The organism is Peribacillus sp. FSL E2-0218 (assembly GCF_037992945.1).
Classification (GTDB): domain Bacteria; phylum Bacillota; class Bacilli; order Bacillales; family DSM-1321; genus Peribacillus; species Peribacillus simplex_B.
On record NZ_CP150304.1, the window covers coordinates 1,919,531 to 1,942,462 of the forward strand.

General features: G+C 38.1%; 25 protein-coding genes. All 25 read left to right on the top strand.

Annotated elements, in window-relative coordinates; genetic code table 11:
• Window positions 1–36: 36 nt before the first annotated feature.
• A complete protein-coding gene (locus tag MHI53_RS09275) occupies window positions 37–1,299 on the top strand; it encodes a hypothetical protein (protein WP_340373283.1) in 1,263 nt (420 codons plus the stop codon).
• Between the two features lie 195 nt (window positions 1,300–1,494).
• Window positions 1,495–2,277: a hypothetical protein gene (locus MHI53_RS09280; protein ID WP_340373284.1), complete on the top strand. Its 783-nt coding sequence runs from the start codon at window positions 1,495–1,497 to the stop codon at window positions 2,275–2,277.
• A gap of 572 nt (window positions 2,278–2,849) precedes the next feature.
• Complete coding sequence (locus MHI53_RS09285) at window positions 2,850–3,215, top strand: hypothetical protein (RefSeq protein ID WP_340373285.1); 366 nt, start codon at window positions 2,850–2,852, stop codon at window positions 3,213–3,215.
• Window positions 3,212–3,616 (top strand): HNH endonuclease signature motif containing protein, encoded by a 405-nt coding sequence (locus MHI53_RS09290; RefSeq protein WP_340373286.1) that lies wholly within the window; start codon window positions 3,212–3,214, stop codon window positions 3,614–3,616. Before MHI53_RS09285 ends, MHI53_RS09290 begins: the two co-directional genes overlap by 4 nt.
• Window positions 3,617–3,701: 85 nt before the next feature.
• Complete coding sequence (locus MHI53_RS09295; RefSeq protein ID WP_340373287.1) at window positions 3,702–4,139, top strand: P27 family phage terminase small subunit; 438 nt, start codon at window positions 3,702–3,704, stop codon at window positions 4,137–4,139.
• Window positions 4,140–4,181: 42 nt separating this feature from the next.
• Window positions 4,182–4,655, top strand: a complete 474-nt coding sequence (locus MHI53_RS09300; protein WP_340373288.1) for a hypothetical protein — start codon at window positions 4,182–4,184, stop codon at window positions 4,653–4,655.
• A 53-nt stretch (window positions 4,656–4,708) separates the two neighbouring features.
• Entirely contained in the window at window positions 4,709–6,430 is a 1,722-nt protein-coding gene (locus MHI53_RS09305) for a terminase TerL endonuclease subunit (RefSeq protein ID WP_340373289.1), read from the top strand.
• A gap of 13 nt (window positions 6,431–6,443) precedes the next feature.
• A complete protein-coding gene (locus tag MHI53_RS09310; protein ID WP_340373290.1) occupies window positions 6,444–7,655 on the top strand; it encodes a phage portal protein in 1,212 nt (403 codons plus the stop codon).
• Window positions 7,624–8,202, top strand: a complete 579-nt coding sequence (locus tag MHI53_RS09315) for an HK97 family phage prohead protease (RefSeq protein WP_340373291.1) — start codon at window positions 7,624–7,626, stop codon at window positions 8,200–8,202. Before MHI53_RS09310 ends, MHI53_RS09315 begins: the two co-directional genes overlap by 32 nt.
• A gap of 1 nt (window position 8,203) precedes the next feature.
• Window positions 8,204–9,571, top strand: a complete 1,368-nt coding sequence (locus tag MHI53_RS09320; protein ID WP_340373292.1) for a phage major capsid protein — start codon at window positions 8,204–8,206, stop codon at window positions 9,569–9,571.
• Window positions 9,572–9,577: 6 nt separating this feature from the next.
• Window positions 9,578–9,841: a head-tail connector protein gene (locus MHI53_RS09325; protein ID WP_340373293.1), complete on the top strand. Its 264-nt coding sequence runs from the start codon at window positions 9,578–9,580 to the stop codon at window positions 9,839–9,841.
• A complete protein-coding gene (locus tag MHI53_RS09330; protein ID WP_340373294.1) occupies window positions 9,822–10,169 on the top strand; it encodes a head-tail adaptor protein in 348 nt (115 codons plus the stop codon). Before MHI53_RS09325 ends, MHI53_RS09330 begins: the two co-directional genes overlap by 20 nt.
• Window positions 10,166–10,558: a hypothetical protein gene (locus tag MHI53_RS09335; RefSeq protein WP_340373295.1), complete on the top strand. Its 393-nt coding sequence runs from the start codon at window positions 10,166–10,168 to the stop codon at window positions 10,556–10,558. Before MHI53_RS09330 ends, MHI53_RS09335 begins: the two co-directional genes overlap by 4 nt.
• Window positions 10,558–10,932, top strand: a complete 375-nt coding sequence (locus tag MHI53_RS09340) for a DUF3168 domain-containing protein (protein WP_340373296.1) — start codon at window positions 10,558–10,560, stop codon at window positions 10,930–10,932. The genes MHI53_RS09335 and MHI53_RS09340 overlap by 1 nt, the downstream gene beginning before the upstream one ends.
• A gap of 43 nt (window positions 10,933–10,975) precedes the next feature.
• Complete coding sequence (locus tag MHI53_RS09345) at window positions 10,976–11,587, top strand: major tail protein (protein WP_340373297.1); 612 nt, start codon at window positions 10,976–10,978, stop codon at window positions 11,585–11,587.
• A gap of 3 nt (window positions 11,588–11,590) precedes the next feature.
• Window positions 11,591–11,773 carry a hypothetical protein gene (locus MHI53_RS09350; RefSeq protein WP_340373298.1) on the top strand — a complete coding sequence of 61 codons (183 nt, stop codon included), beginning with the start codon at window positions 11,591–11,593 and terminating at the stop codon, window positions 11,771–11,773.
• A gap of 126 nt (window positions 11,774–11,899) precedes the next feature.
• Entirely contained in the window at window positions 11,900–12,583 is a 684-nt protein-coding gene (locus tag MHI53_RS09355; protein WP_340373299.1) for a hypothetical protein, read from the top strand.
• Window positions 12,584–12,728: 145 nt separating this feature from the next.
• Window positions 12,729–13,091: a hypothetical protein gene (locus MHI53_RS09360; protein WP_340373300.1), complete on the top strand. Its 363-nt coding sequence runs from the start codon at window positions 12,729–12,731 to the stop codon at window positions 13,089–13,091.
• Window positions 13,092–13,312: 221 nt separating this feature from the next.
• Entirely contained in the window at window positions 13,313–17,641 is a 4,329-nt protein-coding gene (locus tag MHI53_RS09365) for a peptidoglycan DD-metalloendopeptidase family protein (protein WP_340373301.1), read from the top strand.
• Entirely contained in the window at window positions 17,638–18,348 is a 711-nt protein-coding gene (locus tag MHI53_RS09370; RefSeq protein ID WP_340373302.1) for a phage tail protein, read from the top strand. The genes MHI53_RS09365 and MHI53_RS09370 overlap by 4 nt, the downstream gene beginning before the upstream one ends.
• The gene (locus tag MHI53_RS09375; protein WP_340373303.1) at window positions 18,348–19,838 is read left to right on the top strand and encodes a phage tail protein; all 1,491 of its coding nucleotides are present in this window, start codon (window positions 18,348–18,350) and stop codon (window positions 19,836–19,838) included. The genes MHI53_RS09370 and MHI53_RS09375 overlap by 1 nt, the downstream gene beginning before the upstream one ends.
• Window positions 19,831–21,924: a hypothetical protein gene (locus MHI53_RS09380; RefSeq protein ID WP_340373304.1), complete on the top strand. Its 2,094-nt coding sequence runs from the start codon at window positions 19,831–19,833 to the stop codon at window positions 21,922–21,924. The genes MHI53_RS09375 and MHI53_RS09380 overlap by 8 nt, the downstream gene beginning before the upstream one ends.
• Window positions 21,925–21,937: 13 nt before the next feature.
• The gene (locus MHI53_RS09385) at window positions 21,938–22,264 is read left to right on the top strand and encodes a hypothetical protein (RefSeq protein WP_340373305.1); all 327 of its coding nucleotides are present in this window, start codon (window positions 21,938–21,940) and stop codon (window positions 22,262–22,264) included.
• 110 nt (window positions 22,265–22,374) lie between these two features.
• Window positions 22,375–22,680: a hypothetical protein gene (locus tag MHI53_RS09390; RefSeq protein WP_340373306.1), complete on the top strand. Its 306-nt coding sequence runs from the start codon at window positions 22,375–22,377 to the stop codon at window positions 22,678–22,680.
• A gap of 1 nt (window position 22,681) precedes the next feature.
• On the top strand, window positions 22,682–22,927 hold the full coding sequence (locus MHI53_RS09395; protein ID WP_340373307.1) for a phage holin: 246 nt from the start codon (window positions 22,682–22,684) through the stop codon (window positions 22,925–22,927).
• Window positions 22,928–22,932: the final 5 nt, after the last annotated feature.

Consider the following 22,932-nt stretch of genomic DNA (forward strand, 5'->3'; position numbering starts at 1 on the left):
TATTATGAATATAATGATAAAAAGGAAGTATAACGAATGTTCTATAATTTACAGTGTAAAAGTTGTTTTAAAAATAAAAATTATAAAGATCTAAGAAACTTTCTTCTTGAAAACCTTGATAATAATAAAATTCAAGCTGTATTTGATATAGCTGAATATGACGAGGAAATTTATTGTAAGTGTAATAAACCAGTAAAAGAAGGTGACCTATATATTTATTGTGATCGATTTGAAGAGATATCAATTCGCCTAATCGCAGAGAATATTTCAAAGCAGGTTGAATTTTGTAGTAAATGCGAAGGTGAAAAGATGAATAGTTTACTTAGTGAATATGTTGAACTATTGGAATCAGCTAAAGGATTAGAAGATATTGACGATTATTTATTTAATCTTGGAACAGAAATTAAAAACTTATTTGATCATCCAATTGGTAATTATAAATTAGAAAATAAAATAATAAAACATTTGAAATGCCAAAATTGTGGTGCTGGATATGACTCTATATCTATTGGCAATCCTTATTACAATTCTCTTAAATCAGATGATAAAGCATATACAAAGGAGGAAGTCGATTCATTCTATAGGAATATAGATTTTAATAAAATCAACAGTTTTGCAAAATATTATGGAATAAGACTGTCAATTACAGAGTTAGAAGAATTCGTAAATTTTATACAGGACTTTCCGCTTTTGGCATTTAAACATAGTGTTGGGAAAAAAATATATGAAATGTTAGAGTTTCATTTTAAATCCCCTAACTCCGAGACGATTGTAGCCCCTTGGACATTATTTAGGGGTAGAGTAAAACACAAACTATCAAAACCATTCTCTATAGATGAGATGTGGGAGCCGCCAAAAGGTGTTGCATCTCACGGGAGATATAATACAGTTGGAAGTTCGGTGCTTTACTGTTGTACTGATATTAATTTTATTCCTTATGAAATTTATCCTAATAATTTTCAAAACCTATGTATAGCGAAAGTGAAAGTAAACAAAGGGTTAAAAATACTCAATATTCAACAATTATTTAGTAAATTCAATGGATTTGTAGGAGAAAGCTCAGATTACATTGGTATTTATAATTCAAATTATTCTCTAACTAATTACATTGCTGAATGCTCTAGAAATATTGGATATAAAGGAGTTCAATATGCTGGAGTAAAGGGTGGAAAATATAAAAATTTTGCATTTTTTAATTATACAAAAGGAGAAGATCTTATAATTAATGAAGTTACGACTATTGATTTAGATATTCAGTATTCAATAACCAAGGAATTAAAAAGTAAATTAGAAGTCTAAGTGACAATTACATAAAGTATGGCAGATTAAAGACATATTATTGGCATTGGACGGAAGTATTTGGTTTCTTATATGTTAAATTTATATCATTGAGGATATAGAAAAGTGGCGGCACTCAAAAGGTGTTGTCTTTTTTTGATAAAGAAGGAAATGACCTCTAAATAGTGTATAATTTTTCTCTATGGGAGGTTAAGTATGGATAGAAAAACTAGAAAAAAATTATTTTTTATTATATTTGGGTTAATGATCGCTTTCCCAATTGTAATAAATATACTAATGTTTCTACATGTGTTTCCTGTAAAAGGGGATGTAAACACATGGATCAGCTTATTAGGAACTTTTTGGGGAGCCATTATCAGTGGAGTAATATCCGGTATTTTAACTCTTTTAGGAGTACAATTAACTATTAAAGATAATAATGAGCTAAAGAAAAAGGAAGATTATCCAGGTAAACTTTTCAGAATAGAAAAGCTGTTATCATCTTTAGAATCTGCAAAAGATGATTTTGATAATATGTTAGCTTTGAATTTTGGAGAAAAAGCAAATATATTTTTTGAGATTAATGAAAACTATGGAATTACTAAAACAGAGAAGCATAAAAAATATACATCAGCTTTATTCGAGGATATAAATCAAGACATCGTTTATGTTGACTCTAAATCTTATCGCATGTTTTTTGAGTCCAGAAGAAAAATGACTGACTTATATCAAGAGAATATGTGGAAAGTAGAATATTCGTTATTCGAGTTTACTGAAGATTTGATTAAAAAATACAGCGCCGATGGAGTAGATGTGGTAAATATTAATTGGGCTAATCTTAAATTAGATGAGGATCAAAAAGATGTTATTAAAGAATTAAAAATTGAGCTGTATAAGAGTGAGAGAAAATATTTGTACCTGCTTAGTGAGGTCGTTAATGATTTGTACTATCAGCTTACTGAGCATTATTTGGATTTGATCGATGAAATAAATTATTAAAGCATCCATTCATTGGGTGCTTATTATTTTGGAGAAGGAAGGTGATGAAGAGGATGAATAGGATGAAAAGGTAATTAAATATAATTTTATTTGTATCTTCCTCTGTCGTGAATAAATAAAGAAAATGAGTGTATTCATTAGAAAACTGACGTCACTTAAGGAGTTATAGCAGGGGAGCTAAAAAAGGTAAACGATATTATTGGGGTATTAAAAGAAAAAGAGCAATGAAAAAGCCACTTACTAATAATTTTACTTGTTTCGCTCTAGGACAATACTGTTTCCAGCATTGCCTTCATTCCTTTTAAAAAAGGAAATGAATCAGAACGATTACAAAAAGAAGCTCTTGAAAATTAAGCTTCAGAATTACTAGCATCGTGGCCACCTCCGATATTCAATTATTTTTAATATACACAAAAACATTGGAGATTTCAAATGAAGAATATTTTTATTAATTCTCATCATCGCTATTAAATAAAGACTCAAATAAAGAATTCAAGAACACAATGGTAAGGAGTTGCTATCATTGACTTAGTACAAGACCGAGGCATAGAAGAAGAAGGGAGAAATAAATCATGATAGTTGAAACAAGAAAAACAGTAGCTGGTACGGAGTATTGGGATGCAAAAGAAAAGAAAGTTTTATTTGTACCTAAAGGACAGAAGCCTAGCTTTGAAGTGACAGAGAATCCAAAGTCTATGATATATGGAATGGATTTAGCAAAAGGTAAAGATAAGACGGTGATTAACAATGATTTTGTGGATACAACTCCATATGGTGTAAATGATGGAGAAACAAGTTACCAGCTTAATGAAATGACGATTAAAGAGCTTAGGTCACTTGCAGAACAACAGGAGATTAAGATTCCTAAGGATGTAACAAAGCGTGATGATATGGCTCAGTACATCTTCGAGAACTGGTCAACTGATGATGAAGAATGAAATATTGTGACTTTAACGGTTGCACAAACAAGATAAATCGTGGAGCCTATTGTGATGAACATAAGAGATCTAAGGGATCCATTAAGAGAAAGCAAAATAAGAAAACCATTTACCATAACCAAAATAAACCTTTCTATAATTCAAAGGAATGGAAACATAGGAGGTCTTTCATATATGAGCGAGAACGTGGTTGCTGTCAGAAATGCGGAAGGTTTGTTTTTGGTAAGCAAGCGCAAGTTCATCACATTGTGACCATTAAAAAAAATCCATTATTGAAACTCGATCCAAATAACTTAATGCTTCTTTGTCCTTCATGCCACATGGAAGAGGAAAATAAGGATAAGGCGGAAACACCAAAAGTTTACCCAGGTTATTTTAAAGCCCCCCCTACCAAAAATTAATTTATTTGCTTAAGGAAGACCGGGGAGATGGTAGGCAAACGTATCGTTGGACAAAATTACAAAAAAATAAAGAGGGGTGTGAATATTGGCTACCAAAAAAGAGCGAGAAAAGATAGTTGCAGCTAAAACAAAAGCTGAAAAAAAACGTATTTTAAAGATCATGAGGGATGCTGATATTTACACACTCACTTTGGATCCATTATTAGAATCCTATCTTGATATCTATGAAATTTATACAACCATGCATTTGCATTGGAAGGAAAAAGGCTTCCCTCCAACTCAACGTCACACCAACAAAGCAGGAGCCACAAATAATTCAAAACATCCATTAGCGCAACAAGTTGAAACTTGGTCTGAAAAGAAAACGAAAGCCCTTAATCTACTTGGATTAACTAATAAATCTAAGGCGGGGAAAATTGTTACTGGTGGTTCATCTGTTAGACAAGGTGAAGAAATGAAAAAACCTGAACCTGTAGAGGATGAATTGACAGCCCATAGGAACAAATGGAGAAATAAAGCTTAATCGTTGATATAATCTAGTTAAAACGATTAGGAGGAGATGTGTATGACTTGGATTGATTATACTACTCTAGGTGTTTCGGTAGGAACGTTTCTCTATTTAGTTATCAATGGCCTTATATCTTTCGGGATTAAGAAGAAAGACCGTAAAATTACAGTGTTTTTAGAAGAAAGAAGGAAAATGCATAACGAATTATTCCATCACATTACTAGTGTTTTAGATTTAGGAAGGAAATGTGAAGAAGTTGAAGACTTTGCAAAAAGGCAAGAAATGAAAATGGCATTATTGAATCATAAAATATTCATTTGGGTAAATTTAAATAAAGAAAATGAATTTGCAAAACAATTAAGGTCAAATTGTAATGAATATATATTTAAGTGTGCAGGAAATTTGGAAAGAGAGTTTCATAATCAAGATAATTCATTTTCCATAGCAGCTAATAAAAACGTTCAACATATTTGGATTTTAATAGATAAATATATAGAAAAGGAAAACGAATTAAAAGAAGAATTGATTTAAGTCACATCTAAAAAGTGTGATTTTTTATTTTGTCTTGGAGGTGGTGGATTTATGTGATTGAACGAGGAGTAAATTATGCGGATCTATTCGCCAAGAAAGTAAGAAAATATCCTAAGAAATTTCCTACTACTATCAAGTTGATGGTAGATCGATGGTACAAGTGGAAGAAGCGTAAAGATATTTGGTTTGACGTAGACCGGGCAAATGAAATGATGGATTGGGTAGAAACTTTTGTCCGGCACACAAAAGGTAGTCTTGCTGGTCGACCATTTATTCTGGAAGATTGGGAGAAGTTTGCGTACTCGTGGATTTATGGATGGGTACATTATAACGAAGCTGGTAGGGTGGTACGCGTTACGAGGGAATCTTACATTCAAATTCCTAAAAAGAACGGGAAGACTTTACTTGCGGTTGGTGCTCTTGGGTATTCAATGTATGGCGAGGGAGTACTTGGTGCAGATTGTTATTGTTGTGCTAGTGATTATAACCAAGCTCAATTTGCAGCTAAACCATTTGCTGCCACCATCCTTAATCATGATGCACTATTGAATGTTTCCCAAATTTATAAAGGCCCAAAAGGAACAGTATCAAGTGTCACATACGATTACATTCATAACAATTTAGCTTACTCAAATACCTTTATTGTTATGAGTAAAAATATAGATTCTATAGAAGGTTCCAATCCACACTTCGTATTAAATGACGAGCTGCACAAACAGGAAAACATGGAGCAATACGATAACTTTAAATCGGCTCAGATTTCTCGGGATGAACCGATTATGTTTAATATCTCGACAGCTGGTAAAGGCTCGTCCAGTGTTGGGATGCGTGTTTATCGTGAAGCAAAAGAAGTCATGAAAAATGACGATAATGATGCAAGTTTTGTCATGATTTACGAACCAAATAAGAAGTATGATTGGACAGACCGTAAAGTGTGGGAAATGGTCAATCCAAACATTGGTGTTTCCGTTACAATGAGTGCCCTAGAAACGGAATTCATTTCTGCAGCACGTTCTGCTCATAAGAAAGCTGAATTTCTTTCCAAGCACTTGAATGTTTTTGTAAATGGAGCAGATAATTTCTTTGAACAAGATCAGGTTGCTCATGTCCTTGTGGATGACCTAGGGGATTTAACTGGGGAAACTTGTTATATTGGATTGGACTTATCAAAGACAACCGACTTAACGTGTGTAAATTTAAATTTTCCAACCTATGATGAGGAAGGAAAAGCTATTTTGAAAGTAAAACAAATGTATTTTATCCCTAATGCTGATATTGAATTCAGAGAAAAAGAGGACAATGTACCTTACATAGAAATGGTTGAGCAAGGTTACGTTCAGTTCTGTGATGGGAAAATGATAGATCAGGACCAGGTACTGGATTATATAAAAGAATGTATGGATTTATATGACATACGACAATTAAATTATGATCCTGCCATGTCTCAAAAACTAATTGAGAAATGTGAAAATCTTGGATTGGAATGTATTGTAGTTAACCAGTATCCCAATGTCATGAATGCCATGATTGATGATGCAGAGCGATTAATTTATGAAGGGAGACTGTTTACGGACAATCCTTTATTCATTTACTGTGCTTTGAATCTAGTAGTTATCACGAATATGAATGGAATGAAAGGTCCGTCTAAGCGACAATCCAAAAAGAAAATTGATGGATATGTCGCTTTTTTAGTTGCTCATAAAGAAACCATGATGGTCATGGATGATATAGATGAGAATGGAATGGATGAACTGATTGGTGAAATTTATAGATAGGGGGTGATAGAAATTGGGATTAAGGGATAGAGTATCAAATTTCTTATATAAGCAAGCAGAGAAGCGGGGTTGGACAAGGGCAGAAGATGTATATTCAAGCTCTATTCGTTTTGGTGGTCGTTACGTGAATGATGAAAGTATTTTAGAGTCAAGTGACGTTTACGAATTGATGCAGGATATCAGTAATCAAATAATGTTGGCCGAGTTTGTTGTGGAAGACGAGAACGGCCAGGGAATTAAAAAACATAAGGTATTAAAAACTCTAGAGAATCCAAATAATTATTTAACAGGTTCCGAATTCAAGAAACTTATGACCAATACTTATTTATTGCAAGGAGAAGTCTTTCCAATATTGGACGGTAATCAAATGCACCTTGCTACCAATGTGTATACGGAGTTAGACGATAGACTCATAGAGCATTTTAAGATTGGTGGTTCAGAGATTCCTAGCTTTATGATCCGGCATATAAAAAATATCGGTACCAACCATCTTAACGGTGTCGGCTTAATGCAATTAGGCAGAGAAACATTAGAAGGTGTTTTAAGCGCAGAAAAGGTCCTTACAGATAAATATAAGAAGGGTGGATTGTTAGCCTTCCTTTTGGAATTGGATGCCCATATCAACCCACAGAATGGGGCCCAATCGAAATTAATTAAAGCGATATTGGATCAGTTGGAACAAATAGACGAATCTCGGTCTGTAAAAATGATTCCTTTAGGAAAGGGGTACAAGATAGACACGCTTAAAAGCCCTATAGAGGACGAAAAGACCCTTTCCTATCTAAATGTCTATAAGAAGGATTTAGGGAAGTTCATGGGTATAAACGTGGACACGTACATGTCGTTATTAAAGTCTGATTTAGAAAAGGCCATGATGTATTTACACAACAAAGCAGTTAAACCCATAATGAGGAATTTCGAGGACCATTTGAGTCTTCTTTTTTTTGGTTGTGATTCCAAATTAAGAATCAAACTAAAAATTAACATTCTGGATTTTGTAAGCTACAGCACTAAAACAAACATCGGTTATAACATTGTTCGTACTGGAATTACATCACCAGATAATGTTGCTGAAATGCTTGGTTTTCCTAAGCAAGATACACCAGAAGCACAAGCAATCTATATATCTAATGATCTATCGAAAATAGGAGAGAAAAAAGCTACAGATGATAGCTTGAAGGGAGGTGATGGAAATGGCAAAGCAAAAGGCAATGAGGACATTTGACATCACCCAATTTACAACTCGTGATGCTACTGAGGATACTCCATCAGTGATAATTGGTTATGCAGCTGTGTTTAATTCACCGACAATAATCGGGGATTGGTTTACTGAAATAATTGCTCCAGGAGCTTTCTCCCGTTCTCTTTCTGAAAACGGAGATATTCGAGCTTTATTTAACCATAACTGGGATAACGTGCTGGGGCGTACTAAAAGCAGCACATTGAAACTCGAAGAGGATGAACAAGGATTAAAATTTGAAATTGAATTGCCGAATACGACACTCGCTCGTGATTTATCTGAGAGTATGTCCCGAGGTGATATCAATCAATGTTCATTTGGTTTTTGGGTAACTGAAGAGACTTGGGATTATTCGGCGGAACCGTATGTTAGAACGGTGAATGAAGTCGAATTGTTTGAAATATCGGTAGTTTCTATTCCGGCTTACGATGGTACCGAGGCATCACTGGTAAGAAGTAAAGAGGAAGATAAATCACTTGAACAAAGGATGTCTATTATCAAAACAATAAATAATACTTTGGAGGGAAAATAAAATGAATAAAAAACTATTATTAGCATTGCAAAAACGAAATAACCAACGCTTAACAGAATTGCGTAGTAAATTAGAAAAGAATGAAGTTCGCCCCGAGGATTTAGAGGCTGTTCAAACAGAAGTACAGGAGCTGGCGGATGAAGCGCAAGAAATTGCTGATGCATTAGCTAACCTTGGCGATGATGAAGGTGAAGAAGGAGAAGGTGGTTCAGAAGGAGAAGAGGGTGGTACTGGTGATGAAGGTTCTGGTGAAGGTGGAGAAGGTCGCTCAGGAGATGAAGGGGAAGACGAGGGCGAAGGTCAACGTTCGGCAGGTATTTTTTCCGAACAGCGCTCTGATGCAATGACTGCAATTCAAACAGCTTTGTCTACTCGTAATGCTAAATCTACGAAGCAACGTGAAAAAGAGGTTCGTTCTGCATTTGCTAACTTTGTGGTTGGTAAAATTAATGAAGCAGAAGCACGTTCACTTGGTATTGAAGTTGGAAATGGGTCTGTAACTATTCCAGAAGTAATTGCTACTGAAATTATTACTTATGCTCAAGAAGAAAATTTATTACGTAAATATGGCTCTGTCCATAGAACAAAAGGTAATGTGAAGTATCCGGTGCTTGTTAAAAAGGCTAAAGCTAATGTAAATAAGAAAGAACGCACTCAAGAAATTGCTGAAACTGATATTGAATTTGATGAGATTTTTCTTGATCCAGCAGAATTTGATGCTTTAGCAACAGTAACAAAAAAATTGATGAAAATGTCTGGTGTTAACATCGAAGAAATTGTTGTGGAAGAATTGAAAAAGGCATATGTAGAAAAAGAAACGAGATACATGTTTAACGGTGATGATGCAGGAAATGAGAATCCTGGAGCGCTTGCTAAAAAGGCTGTTACGTTCTATGAAACAGAAACAGTTGATTTGGAAGCAGGTGGTTTAGCTTCTAAACTGTACCAACAGTTAGTCAAATTTAAAGGTCAACCTGTTACTGCGGTATTAAAGAAATCTATGTGGATTGTTAATCGTGCAGCATTTACTGCTTTAGAAGGATTGCTTGATGCTAATGGCCGCCCACTCCTTTATGAAGCACCAGACGGAATGGGATATCGTCTACTTGGTCATAAATTAGATTATACAGATGCAGCAAACACAGATGATCCAGCTGTTCCAGTTTTCTATTTTGGTGATTTTGCATCATTCCATATTCAAGATGTTATTGGGGCTATGGAATTACAGAAGTTAATTGAGAAATATAGCGGAACAAATAAAATTGGATTCCAAGTTTACAATTTGTTAGACGGTCAATTGATTTATTCTCCATTAGAGCCTACAGCATACCGGTATGAAGTTGGAGAAGCTGCACCAGCTAAAGGTTAATGTCTTATGAATGAAGAGCTTATAAATAAACTAAAAAACCATATTTATTGGGATGAGGGCATGGATGAATCTATGCTCTCTTTTTATTTAGAGCAAGCTAAAACTTATGTAAAGAATGCTACGGGAAAGCAAACGGAGTATTTAGTCATCATGGTCGCTGGGATCTTTTATGAGTACCGTGTGGCTGAAAAGGAATTAGGAGATGCCTTAAATGCTCTAACTCCTTTCTTTTTACAGGAGGTATTCGCTGATGCCGAAGAGACTGATTAATCGATGGAAGTACAGAGCTACTTTCTACGAGTATGTAGGAAATGATGGTCCAACGCCAGGAGAAAAAATGAAATCGGTGCTTTATGAATGTTGGGCAGTTATCGAAGAAGTATGGGCGAAGGATTTAGAGTTAGCTAAGGCAAATGGAACTTTAAATGATATCACTATTAAAATTCGAGATCCAAGAGGGGCTTATCAACCAACGAATAAGCATTATGTATCTGTCAGTGCTCCTATTTATAAAGATAAGCACTTTAATATAAAACACGTTGCTCCTGATTTTAAAAATCGAGGGGAAATAAGGATCGTTGCTGAGGTAAGAACATGAGTGTAAAAATACACGGGGAAAAAGCGGTGATGGCTGAATTAGAAAAACGCTTAGGGAGATGGAAGGCGCAGCAGCTAAGTGATAAGGCATTGAAACAAGGAGCCCAAGTATTTATCAAGGAGCTAAAATCTCAATTTCAATCCTTTAAAGATACTGGGGCATCCATTGAAGAAATGACCATATCAGATCCAGTATGGATAAGTGGTGTGAGGACGATTACCATTCATTGGCGTGGTCCGAAAGATCGTTATCGGATCATTCATTTAAACGAGTTTGGCACAGTACGACACCCGAGCCCGCGTGGTAAGGGTGCCATCGTACGAGCGATGAGAAATGCCGAGTCAGCCTATCGAAGTGCAATTAAAAAGGCAATAAAGGAAGGGTTGTAATGGATGTATTAGAAATAATTTATGATGTGCTAATGGCAGACCCTTCTATCAAGGAAACCGTGGATGGAAGAATCAAATTTTACGAGTTTCCTGAAACGGGAGATGTGACGGCACCTTTTATCATCATTGATCCATTAGATGTCCCTCTCCCTAAAGATTTTGCGGATAATACGTGGCTGACCTATGAGTGTCTATTACAAATAGACGTGTGGTCAAAAAAGAGAGCCACAACAAGAGAGTTATCCGGACAAATCCGTGATGCCATGTGGAAGTTTGGATTTTCGCAAGGATCAGGTGTAGATGAATGGGATAAAGGTACAGGCATCTTTCGTGATGCTAGAAGGTATCGAGGAAAAATCTATCGAGACGATTAGGTACTTTATAGAGTGTCTATTTTAATTTTAAAGAGGAGTGATTATGTTGCCAGAAGAGAAAAACTATAAAGCATCCACTGGTGTGGATGAATTTTATTATGCGGTATTAACTGATGAAGATGAAAAATCGTTTAAGACGGGAGAAATTACAAGGGTAAAGTTTTTACAAGAAATCGAGATAGAAATGCCACAAGAAGCAAATAGGGCATTTGGGGATAACCGTACCGCGGAAATAGCCATTTCAGGTGGAAATATAACTGTATCCACGCAGTTTCATAAAGTACCGGTACAGGACAAAAATATCTTATTTGGGTTGGAACAAGTGGATGGACTATCGTCAGTTGGAAGTGATGATGTGCCTCCTTATGTCGCTGCTGTTTTTACCAAGACCTATGAGGATGGCTCTAAGGAGTGGGTAGGACTCACCAAAGGAATGTTCATGCGGTCTAAAATTTCTGGTAAGACCAAAGAAGACAAAAAAGAGTTTACCAATGATGAAGTAAAGGGAGAATTTATGGAACGTTTTGTGGAAGGGGCTAAATCGGAAAAATCGGTTCTGTTCGGCTCGGACAAAAAAGGGGAAACAGATAACCGAGATTCCCTATTCAAAAAGGTATTTGGAAAACCTTATCCTGGCACACTGCCGGGGGTGTAATTGATGAGTGAAAAAAAGAAATATCAAGTTATAAAGGAATTCAAAGACCTTCAGGACAAAGGGAAGGTCTATCGTAAAGGGGATGCCTTTCCAAAACCATCCAATAAAAAGGTGGAGGCTGAACGTTTAGAGGAATTATTGTCCTCTGAAAACAAGTTGAAGAAACCAGTAATTAAAGAAATCTAAGGAGCGGGCGATACAGCCTGCTCTTAATTAAAGGCTATTAAGGTATGTAGATTGTTTAAGGAGGAAGTAAACGGGTAAGTGTACAACAATAATAGAGGAAAAACGGTTAGGGGGATTATAGTGATAGTGAAGAAAATTTTATATGGACTCCTCAGCATAATTTTTCATGTAATTATTTTTTTGCTATATTTTTTCTTGCCGATAGTTGTTGCTAGTTTTGTACAAACTCCTGCGTCTGCCTACTATGCTTTTACAATAATTCTAATTTCAGGCGGTGTTCATTTTTTCTATTATTTATATTTCAAAGAGTCATTAAAGGATAGTAAATCCAAGAGCTTATTTGATTGGCTTGATAATAAAAACGATAAGAATATAGTAAGAGAAATTATGGGTAAAGAAATAAATAAAAATGAGAAGATTTTAATTAACTTAGAAGTTACTCAAAAAAGATTACTAACATATGTTAAATATAATAAGAACAAGTTACTCTTAATTAAGGCCCTCTTGAAAACCATGAATAATAATTATTTATCGGATTTAATTTTTAGATTATTCATACCTATTATTGCAACTATAATAATTGGCTCTATATCTAATCCTTTATTTAGGAAGGTAACTTCCGAAGAAAACAGTGATATTTCGTCTTTAAATCCTGAAATATTAGCGACTATAAGTAACATTTTCTTTCTATGTTTTATCTTAGTATCAATAGCTTTATTTGTTTTAGAAAAAAATAAAGGTAGAAGAAGAAACAAGTTATTTGAGGAAATAATAGAAACATGTATTCAAAAGATTGAGGATGAATATTAGACAAAAATATGACTATTTACGGAGTCGTTTTGTTTTTAAAGAGATCCACTAATGAGACCGCAAATTGTGGTCTCTTTTATTTGTTCAAAAAATCAAAATTAGGCTTTAACAAAGCCTAATTTAAAAAATGAAGGGATGTTTTGAAATGGCAAACTTAAAACGCAATATGATCGAATTGGTGAAAGAAGTAAAAGAGGGGGAGATTGTGACAGAAAAATACCTGACTCCTGTGTTCATCCCTTTTTCTGTTGTGTACGAAGCGCTTGATATGACAGAAGCGATTGACAAAAGTGAAAAAGGAAAAAGTGCTGGCTCGGAAAGGGATTTAATTGAAAAATTATTGGATTTTGTCGCCAACAAGGTTTATAACAAGCAATTCACCAAAGAACAATTATTCAATGGGCTCCATGCTCCGGATGCTATTCAAACCCTTCAGGAACAGATTATGTTTGTGGCACAAGGCAGCCAGAATGATGAAACAAAAAAGTTCCTGGCGAAGAAACGTTAACGGATGAGGACTTTTCTCCAGCCAAGCAAAAAAAATACTTGGACATCCTCATCCTGGATCTTTTAAAAGAAGGGAAGGATATCAATGAGATATTGAATATGCCTTACCATTTTTTACTCGACATCATACGTGAAAAAAATAAACCAAAACAAGAAAAATCCTTAATTTCCGCATTCGGAGGCTAAGGATTTTTTTATTGGTATGGGAAGGGAGGGGGATGGATGGAGAAGATAGAAGGACTTTCCATTGGACTAGATCTTGACTCCACAGCCCTCAACCGTGGCCTAACCGGGGTAAAAGACAAGCTAAAATCCGTAAACAGTGAAATGAAGGCAAACCTGTCTGCTTTTGATCGCAGTGATCGCTCAATAGGAAAATATGAAACCCGTTTAACTGGATTGAATCGGAAACTGGAAGTCCAAAAAGAGGTCACGAAACAAGCCAAACTTGAGTACGAAAAGATGGTCAGAGAACATGGAGAAGGGTCCAAAGAGGCGGATAAGGCGGCTAGCAGCTATAACGCTGAAGTGGCTGCTCTCAATAATTTAGAACGCTATGTAGGGAATGTAAGGGAAGAACTCAAAAAGTTGAAAGAAGAACAACGGGTTGCTTCTTCTGGCTGGACAAAAGCTGGCGATTCTCTTATTAATTTCGGAAGTGGTTTGAAATCTATATCAGATAAAACAAAGGATGTAGGAAAAAGTTTAACCCAGAAACTTACTTTACCTGCTGTAGGAGCAGCATCAGCACTAGCGGGCATAACGCTGGTTAAAGGGTTTAATCGCCTGGTCGGCATAGATACGGCCAGAGCAAAATTGACCGGTCTTGGTCATGATGCAAAAGGTGTAGAAAAAATCATGACATCGGCCCTTGATGCTGTCCGTGGTACATCATTCGGGATGGATGAAGCCGCCACTACCGCGGCCAATGCCGTAGCTGCAGGCGTGAAAGAGGGGAAAGATTTAACCACGTATTTATCGCTAACAGGAGATGCAGCAGCAATAGCGGGGTCAAGTATGAGCGAGATGGGTTCTATTTTAAACAAAGTGAAAACGTCGAACAAAGCCTACAATGGAGAGCTGCAGCAGTTATCTGATCGAGGGCTGCCTATATACCAATGGTTGGCGGAAGAAGCGGGAGTAGCAGCGGGAGCAGTATCTAAAATGGCTTCCGATGGCGAAGTATCCTCCGAAATGCTGATGAATGCCATTGAAAAAAACATTGGCGGAGCAGCTGGAAAAATGGGTGAAGAATCATTTACTGCTGGGATCGCTAATATGTGGGCAGCAGTTGGTCGACTCGGTGCTTCATTTTTGGACGCTGGCGGAAAAGGCGGAGGATTCTTTTCTCAGTTAAAACCTTTAATAGCAGACTTCACAGGTCGTCTAGATAGTATGGGTGATTTTTCAGCAAAAGCTGGTGTTAAATTCGGAGAGTTATTTTCTGGGGTTGTAGACAAAGTGAAATCAGTAAAAGCAGCCTACGATAATTTAACACCTAGCGTACAAGATCTTATAAAAAAATTTGGAATTGCTGGAGCTGTGATAACGGTTGGACTTGGCCCGGTTTTGATAGGATTGGGTACGTTTGGAGGACTAGTTGCAAGCCTTGCTTTGAAGATAGGTCCTTTGTTTAAAAGGATAGCTGAAGCTGGTGGCTTGTTAAAATGGCTAAGGTTAGGGTTTACTGCTTTAACAGGCCCTGTTGGTATAACCATTGGGGTTTTAGCGTTATTAGGTACCGGATTTATCCTCCTCTATAAAAACTCAGAGACTTTCCGTAACGGCGTCCACAATTTGCTTGGAAAAATAAAAGAACTGGCTAAGAATGCGTTAAAAGCAATCCAACCTGCCATCCAAGCGATCATTTCATTTTTCAAGAATCAACTAGATATCCTCAAAAAGTTCTGGGATGAAAATGGACAGGTCATCATGGATGCTCTTTCAAATATAGGCAAAATTATCAAAGTTGTATTCGGGGCTATTGTGAAGGTCATTCAATTGGCCATGCCTCTTGTGCTGACAATCATCAAATCTGTATGGAGTAATATCAAAGGCGGCATTTCTGGAGCCTTAAATATCATAATGGGATTAGTAAAGGTATTTTCCGGTCTATTCACAGGGAACTTCGGTAGTATGTGGGAAGGCATCAAACAAGTATTTTTCGGTGCTTTAACATTCATTTGGAATTACGTGCAATTAATGTTCTGGGGTAAGATGCTGAAAGGCATTCTTTCACTAGGGAAGTTGCTACTCAACTCATTTAAGGGCATCTGGGGCAGTATTAAAAACGTATTTTCTAGGGTCATAAAGTGGATCGTCGATTTTGTGAAGAATCAATTTACTTCTATGAATAATACGTTGAATATAATTACGAATTCCATAAAAAATATTATCTCTACCATTTGGAATGGCATCTTTACATTTTTCAAAACAATCATTCAATCGATTTGGAATTTAGTTAAAAATCGTTTCACTACCTTAAAAAATACCATCAATACTATTTTCAGCGGCATTCGTGATTTAACAAAAACTATATGGAATGCCATTAAGAATGCTATTTATACGCCTATTAAAAACGCAGTGACAAACACGCTAAGCCGTTTTACTAGTCTAAAATCTCGCATCTCAGAAATATTCGGTTCTGTTAAGAAAAGTGTGAAAGGCTACGTTTCGGATATGGTCGAAACGGTAAAAGGCATGCCAAAAAGGATGTCAGATGGCCTGAAAAAAACAGGTGGACTGATTAAAGCTGGTGTTGTATTAGTTGCTAATAGAATGGTATCGGGTCTTGGAAAAGGTGTGAATGGCGTAATTGATGGTGTTAATTGGGTCATGGGATTGGTAGGAGTGGATAAGAAAAACCAATTAAAACCTTGGAAAGTTCCACAATATGCAAAAGGTACAGACGGACATCCAGAGGATGGGCCAGCTATTGTTGGTGATGGTGGAATGCCTGAGTTGTTGAGCTTTCCAAACGGAAAGTTTGCTTTGTCGCCCGCAACAGATACCTTGGTTAATTTACCTCGTGCTACCTCGGTCATGAGTGGTCCTGATACCAAGTTGTTTTTAAAATCCATTCCTGCTTATAAGGATGGGAAGGGTTGGCTGACTAAGATTAAAGAGGGTGCTGGTGCTGCTTGGGATGGGGCCATGAAAATAGGATCAAAGGCAGCAAGTGGCATTAAAACGGGTGTTAGCGCCTTAAAGGATAAAGCTTCTCAACTTTGGGATTGGGCTTCTGGTGGAGCCAAAGGCTTGATGGATAAAGTCCTAAACACCATGGGCGTTAAAATACCCAAAGTGAACGGGAATTTTGGCAAGATAGCAAAAGGTGCATTCGGCATGGTGAAGGATAAGGTCATCAATTTTGTGGGAGGAATCCTTCCAAGTTTTGGGGGTGGGGGATTTAGCTTTCCTGCTCCCTTCCGGAAAACGAGTGGCTATGGTCAGCGTTGGGGAAAACTGCATAAAGGCATAGATTTTGGCGCACCTGCAGGTACCCCGATTCCTTCTCAATCCGGGGGAGTGGTTCGTTTTGCCGGGTTTGGTAAAACTGGATCTGGATATGGTGGATATGGGAATGTGGTTCACATCGATGCCGGTGGAGGACTGTCCTACCTTTACGCCCACAATAGTAAAAATAACGTCAAGACAGGTGACAGCGTAAGAAATGGGCAAATTATCGGAACTGTCGGCAACACAGGCCATTCTACAGGGAATCATTTGCATTTTGAAGTAAGAAGAAACAACCAGGCTGTAAATCCTGAGTCGCTGGGGGGCGGTGGTTTCTTCGGAGCAACTGGTGCGAGCGGACAGATTAAGACATGGATCACACAGGCGATTAATGCGACAGGTGTTCCTAAATCATGGCTGGATCCTTTATCTACTATTGCAATGAAAGAATCTGGTGGGAATCCTAAATCAATTAACAACTGGGATAGTAATGCAAAAAGAGGCACGCCATCAAAAGGTCTCATGCAGACCATTGATCCAACGTTCAATGCACATAAAATGAAAGGAATGAATGATATCTGGAATCCGGTACACAATGCTGTAGCGGCTATCAGATACATTAAAAGCAGATATAAAACGGTATTTAATACTCCAGGCATAAAATCCATGATGAATGGCGGTTCTTATAAAGGCTATGCTACAGGTGGTTTGATTAACCATGCTGGTATGTACAACCTTGCAGAAGACGGGTGGCCGGAATTTGTCATTCCAACCAATCCTGCCCGAAGAACAGCTGCACAGAAACTATTGGCTCTTGCTGGCAGAGAGATTCAAGGCAATAAGCGTCCACACCAACTGCCGAATGTTTCATCTAGCACTGGCAGTGAAGAAAATAACCTGTTGATGCAGCTGCTTGAAGCGACACTGAAACAAAACCAACTTCTGAAGAAAGATCATGCGGAAATGATGGCCTATTTAAAAGCCATCGCGGAAAAGACGGCTGATGTGTATTTGGGAAGAGAAAAGGTGGGGTCCCTATTGGACCAGGACCAGGCTAAACGAATTAATCATGCTGGAAGGAGGATGGCCACTTGATATGGAGCGGCATTGAATACAACGGCAAACATAGTTATAGGGATTTCGGGCTTACGCTAGAGAGCCGCAAAATTGGCAACCCTTCTAAAAACAAGATTTTGGAGAGTGTCCCTTTTTCCAATACACAATATGATTTTTCTTCTCTATATGGCGATCAAGAGTATTTGGAGCGAGAGCTTACCTATGTATTCAATATCACGGGAGAAATGGGAAGAAACCATTTGTATGTGCGTGAAACAGACATTCTGCATTGGCTGATGCCACCGAGTAAAAAAATCAAGCTAAAAGATGATAAGCTCCCAGGCTTTTATTTTATGGCTGAAGTCTTTGAGAGTCCGGATGACGAAGATTATTTTGTAGGCGGCAAGCTCACCGTTTCGTTTACAGCCTACCCATTCAAGATCGCTGATCAGGAAGAAGGGCATGATCGCTGGGATGAATTTAACTTCCTTTGGGATGTGGCTCAAACGACTTCATTCACGGTTTCAGGAAGGCTAGATACCATTTTGTACAATCCTGGAGCTAAGCATGCCCGGCCTGACATACAAGCTTCAGAGGCTATGCAAATTATCAAAGAGGGGGTCACTTATCAGGTTAAAAAGGGTGAATCCGCCTCTTTTGATTTTGTATTGAAACCAGGACAAAATCATCTCCGTATCATTGGCAACGGTACAATCTCCTTTAACTATCGAAAGGAGATGATTTAATGTACAAAGTCACAATATTCAATGGGAAACAAGAAACCGTGATACATCATCCAGCGTTTAATGATCTGAAGGTACAGACGGGTCAAATCAAACGGGGCATTAATGTAGCGGATAGCTTCTCCTTTACCATACTTCCTGATAATCCAGGGTTTCATATCATCCGCCCTTTGCGAACGCTCGTTACGGTGGATCATATACAAAGTGGCAAAAGGGAATTCGAAGGCCGGATTCTCTTGCCCACGGAGTCTATGGATGATCAGGGTAAATTGATGAATTCTTTTTTGTGCGAGGGTGAGCTAGGATATCTGAATGATTCCTGCCAGCGTCATGGAGAATATCGAAACATGACGGTTGCGGCCTTTTTTAAAGTGATGGTGGATCGCCACAATACAGAAATAGCCGGAGATGAAATCGATAAAAAATTCCAAGTTGGCCAAGTGACGGTTACGAATTCCACCGATAATGTCTATCGCTATCTGGGGTATGAATCGACACTGGATTCGATTTTTGACAAACTTATTGATCGCCTCGGTGGGGAATTAAGAATTCGAAAACAGAATGGCGTCCGGTATCTTGATTATATAAGCCAGAAGGGCGTTCAGAAGAAAACAGAAATACGGCTGGCTAAAAATTTGAAGAGCATTGAAAAAGAAGCAGATCCAAGCGAGATTATTACGCGATTGATTCCACTTGGAGTATCCATTGAGTCAGAGGATGAAGGAGCTGTGGATGCGAGTCAGGCACGCTTAACCATTGCATCGGTAAACGGTGGTCGTGATTATATAGAAGACGAAGCGGCCAAACACATCTATGGTGTCATTGCCAAAAGTGAAACGTGGGATGATATCACCCTTCCAGCAAATCTCATGACCAGGGGAAACCAATTTATAGCGGAGAACAATCGAGTCAAAATCAAATATGTCCTATCTGCGCTGGATTTATCGCTCATCGGACTGGACCCGGAAAGCTTCGAGGTGGGCAACTATTATCCAGTTATTAATCCTGTGATGGGCATCGACGAAAGCCTGAGAGTGGTCGAAAAGACCATTGATATTATTCATCCCAATACGAACAGCTTGTCTATTGGGGATCTATTCAAGACCGCCTCCCAATATCAGAATGACATGTCTAAAGCGCAAAAGAACGTGGTCGAGCTGCAGAACACCATCCATCGCCAAGCCCAAGCAATTGGGGGAATGAAATCACAAATCGAAAAGGTTAATAACGTAGTTAACACGATTGAGCTGACACTGAAAGGCAGTGATTTGGATGCACTAAACCAGGCAGTCAAACAGTTACAGGCAGCTATTCAGGAATTGGATGAATCGATTGGGGACATGCCGATTTATCAGCCCGCAACCGAAACGGTTGACGGGCTTTTCAGCGCCCTTGATAAAAAGAAGCACAATTTAATCACGGTAAGGAATCCAGTCGATTTGGATGTGCTAGTCGCTAAAGTGAAAGCGTTGGAAGGAGGAAACAATGGCTAGTATAAGCGGGTTCGTACACAAAATAAAAACAGCAGTTTATGGGAAAGACGTACGTGGCAGCCTGGCTGACGGACTGGAGGCAATTAATAAAGAAACGGAAGTTACCACCGAGTTGAGTGAGAAAACGCAATTCCAGCAGGATGTTCTGGCGAAAAAATACATTGAGCAGATTGCGGATGCCACGGATATCACAGAAATCAAAGATTTTCATGTTTCTGGGGAGACGGGTAAAGTGTTTCAAACCATGGGATTAAGGGGGGATGCTTTTGACAGAAGTTTGGCACAGGCCGAGAGGAAATTAAAAGGGACGGTCAATGCTTTTGAATTTGCGTTCAATGGTCAGATTACGACTCGATCGGTTTTAGATGCCGTTTCCGAGTCGGAAGAAGGTACAGAAATCAGATTTCCTAAAGATGAGTATGCTTTTGATCCAATAATATTGAACAAAAGTGTATGGCTTAACTTTTCAGGAAGCCAATTGATGAATAAAGGAACGGGTGACTTATTTACGTTTAAAGGAGGAGTGAGTGGGATCACCTATTCTCTTTCTGCATCGGCTAAAAGAAAAGACAAGGTATTGCGTTTGAATGCCCAAGTAAAAGACATCACAGCTGGTGATTTAATTTTACTAAAAGATGATACGGTGCGGCACTATGATGGGCTACCGGATATAAATTCAGAAGTGCATGAGGTGTTATACGTACAGGGAAACACCATAATGTTACGGGATTTTGTTCGACTGCCAAAAAGGATCTCCTCAATCAACGTAACCAGAATTTCTCCATTAATCAATCCAGCCGTGACTCATGCAGAATTCCTAAATGGAGGGGTAGGGTTTGAATATACACGAGGGGCTAAGGTAGAACAATTCAAAGTGACGAACCATGCCAGCGCGGCAGTTTCTTTTATTAGTTCGTACGATTGTGCTCTATCTAGTTTTGCCTTTACTAAACCCGCCTCCACTGCTGCAGGTCTGGGGAATGGCGTATTAGGGATGAAGGGAACCATGAGAATGCTTGTTCAAAATGGGATTGGTGCAGACTTGCGACATACGGTTGATTGTGGGGGTGTTTTCGATGGATTGGTGGATAATGTACATGCCTTGAATAATACATCGTCTCAGTTCGTCATGTCTCATAATGGGTACGACAGTGATCAAACGTATCGCAATTGCAAATCCTACGGGGGGAAGACCTATGGGTTTCAGACGAGTGCACAGGGTGTACCAGATCCATCCAAGCTAACCCACTATGGCCTCCGGATTATTGACTGTGATGTTCAAACGGAAAAAGACGATCCTTTGTATCAATATGCTGTAAGGCTATCGAGTCCGGTCAAGGAGTCATTTATTGAGAACTTTACAGCCGTTTATGATGATGGCTCCAAAGCCTCCAACGGTAATAATGCTGGTATTTCGTTATTTCCCGTAGATAATGATTTAACCCTCAATAATGTAGATATACGGGGGTATAAAGATGGTTTCTCCATTTATCATCATAAGAATGTACAGTCAATGGACGATGAGTCCGTGTTGAATATAGACGGGTTGAAGATATCCAACGCTTATAACGCCATCGTCAACAGTTATGGGTTTAATAAGAAATTTTCTATTAAAGGACTAAACGTCAACAACATTCTTCAGTTCATCTTCCGTATGGGGGAAGGGTCCTTTGATTACCTCAATATATCGGATGTAAGGATCACCAATTCTCCGGCGCGTTTGTTTATCACCCAGCCTATTGCGGGAGAGAATCTAATCAATGGCTATATAGGTGAAATAAATATACCCGTGCATAAACCTGTCACCATGACATCCGGATATAAATTGTCATATGAAGAAATGCTCATCAATCAGAATCATGTCGTGGAATTGACCTCATCGAGGGACGTGCTGCCTGCCCAGTACCCGATACGTGACGGGATCATAGAAGGACAAAAACTTACGTTGTTTTATTCCGGTCAACATTCAGTCCAGGTAAACTGGACCACACGACTACGAACAAAAGATGAGAAAAATCTACTTTTAAATAAGAACCGTCGTTACCTTCATTTGATTTGGATGAAGGATAGCTGGTACGAAGTGTAAAGGGGGACAGGCCATGAGATTTGTAGATAAGAGTTTTGTGGTGACAAAGGAAATTCAGTTAACAATACGCGCTGTAACGGAAGAAGTGGAAGAGATTAACGAGAACAAGACCAATAGAATGGTCGTTTGTAAGGTCGTGTTTAAAGATATGGAGGAACAACCGGTGGTCAGCGAGCTGCACATCATTGAACATGAATATTACGATCTGCTGATGAGTACCGATGATATGTTTACCGTTGGCAAGCCATTAAATGAATATCGTTTAATTGATCTTTTTAAGGTGATTGATAAAATACGTGAGGATCGGGAGAGGGCAACTGTGGATGAGGAAATGGAATAATAAGCGGGGTGCTGTGATAGGGAGGCTCACAGTTAAATGAGGAACTATTAGCCCGGAAAAAACAACTTATTAATTTATTCGTTTTTTTATTTGCAAATGGAGGTGTAAGCATGGAAATAGGAATCGGGTTTTTAGTTACAGGCATAGGTCTATTATGTACGGTTACCGGACTTATTATCGGCTTCTTCACGTTTAGTAGAAATCGAGATAAGGATGTCAAAAGTGATGCTGCTGAAACAGCAAGTATCACTACAAAGTTAGACCATATTGGCCAATCGGTGGATTCGATTCGGATTGATCTTAAAGCGAGTGATCAACGTTGGACTAATTTGTCAGGAACGGTTATTCGAATTGATGAAAGCACCAAACAGGCGCATAAGCGCATCGATAAAATTGAAAAAAAAGGAGAGGTCTAAATTGGATAAAACAAAACAATATATAGCGATGATAGGCGGTGCACTGGGTGCACTGCTTTTATTTTTTCAATCACTGGGCTTTCAGGTTGAGTGGTTCAATGAAAATACCATTAATTCGTTCATTAATTTCCTTACAGCGATAGTTCCCCTAGGTTTTGCTTTGTATGGCGTTTACAAAAATCAATATCTCCTAACCAAAAAAGCCAAGGAACAAGAAGGGGTTTTGAAAAATCAAGGATTAAAATGAGCTGC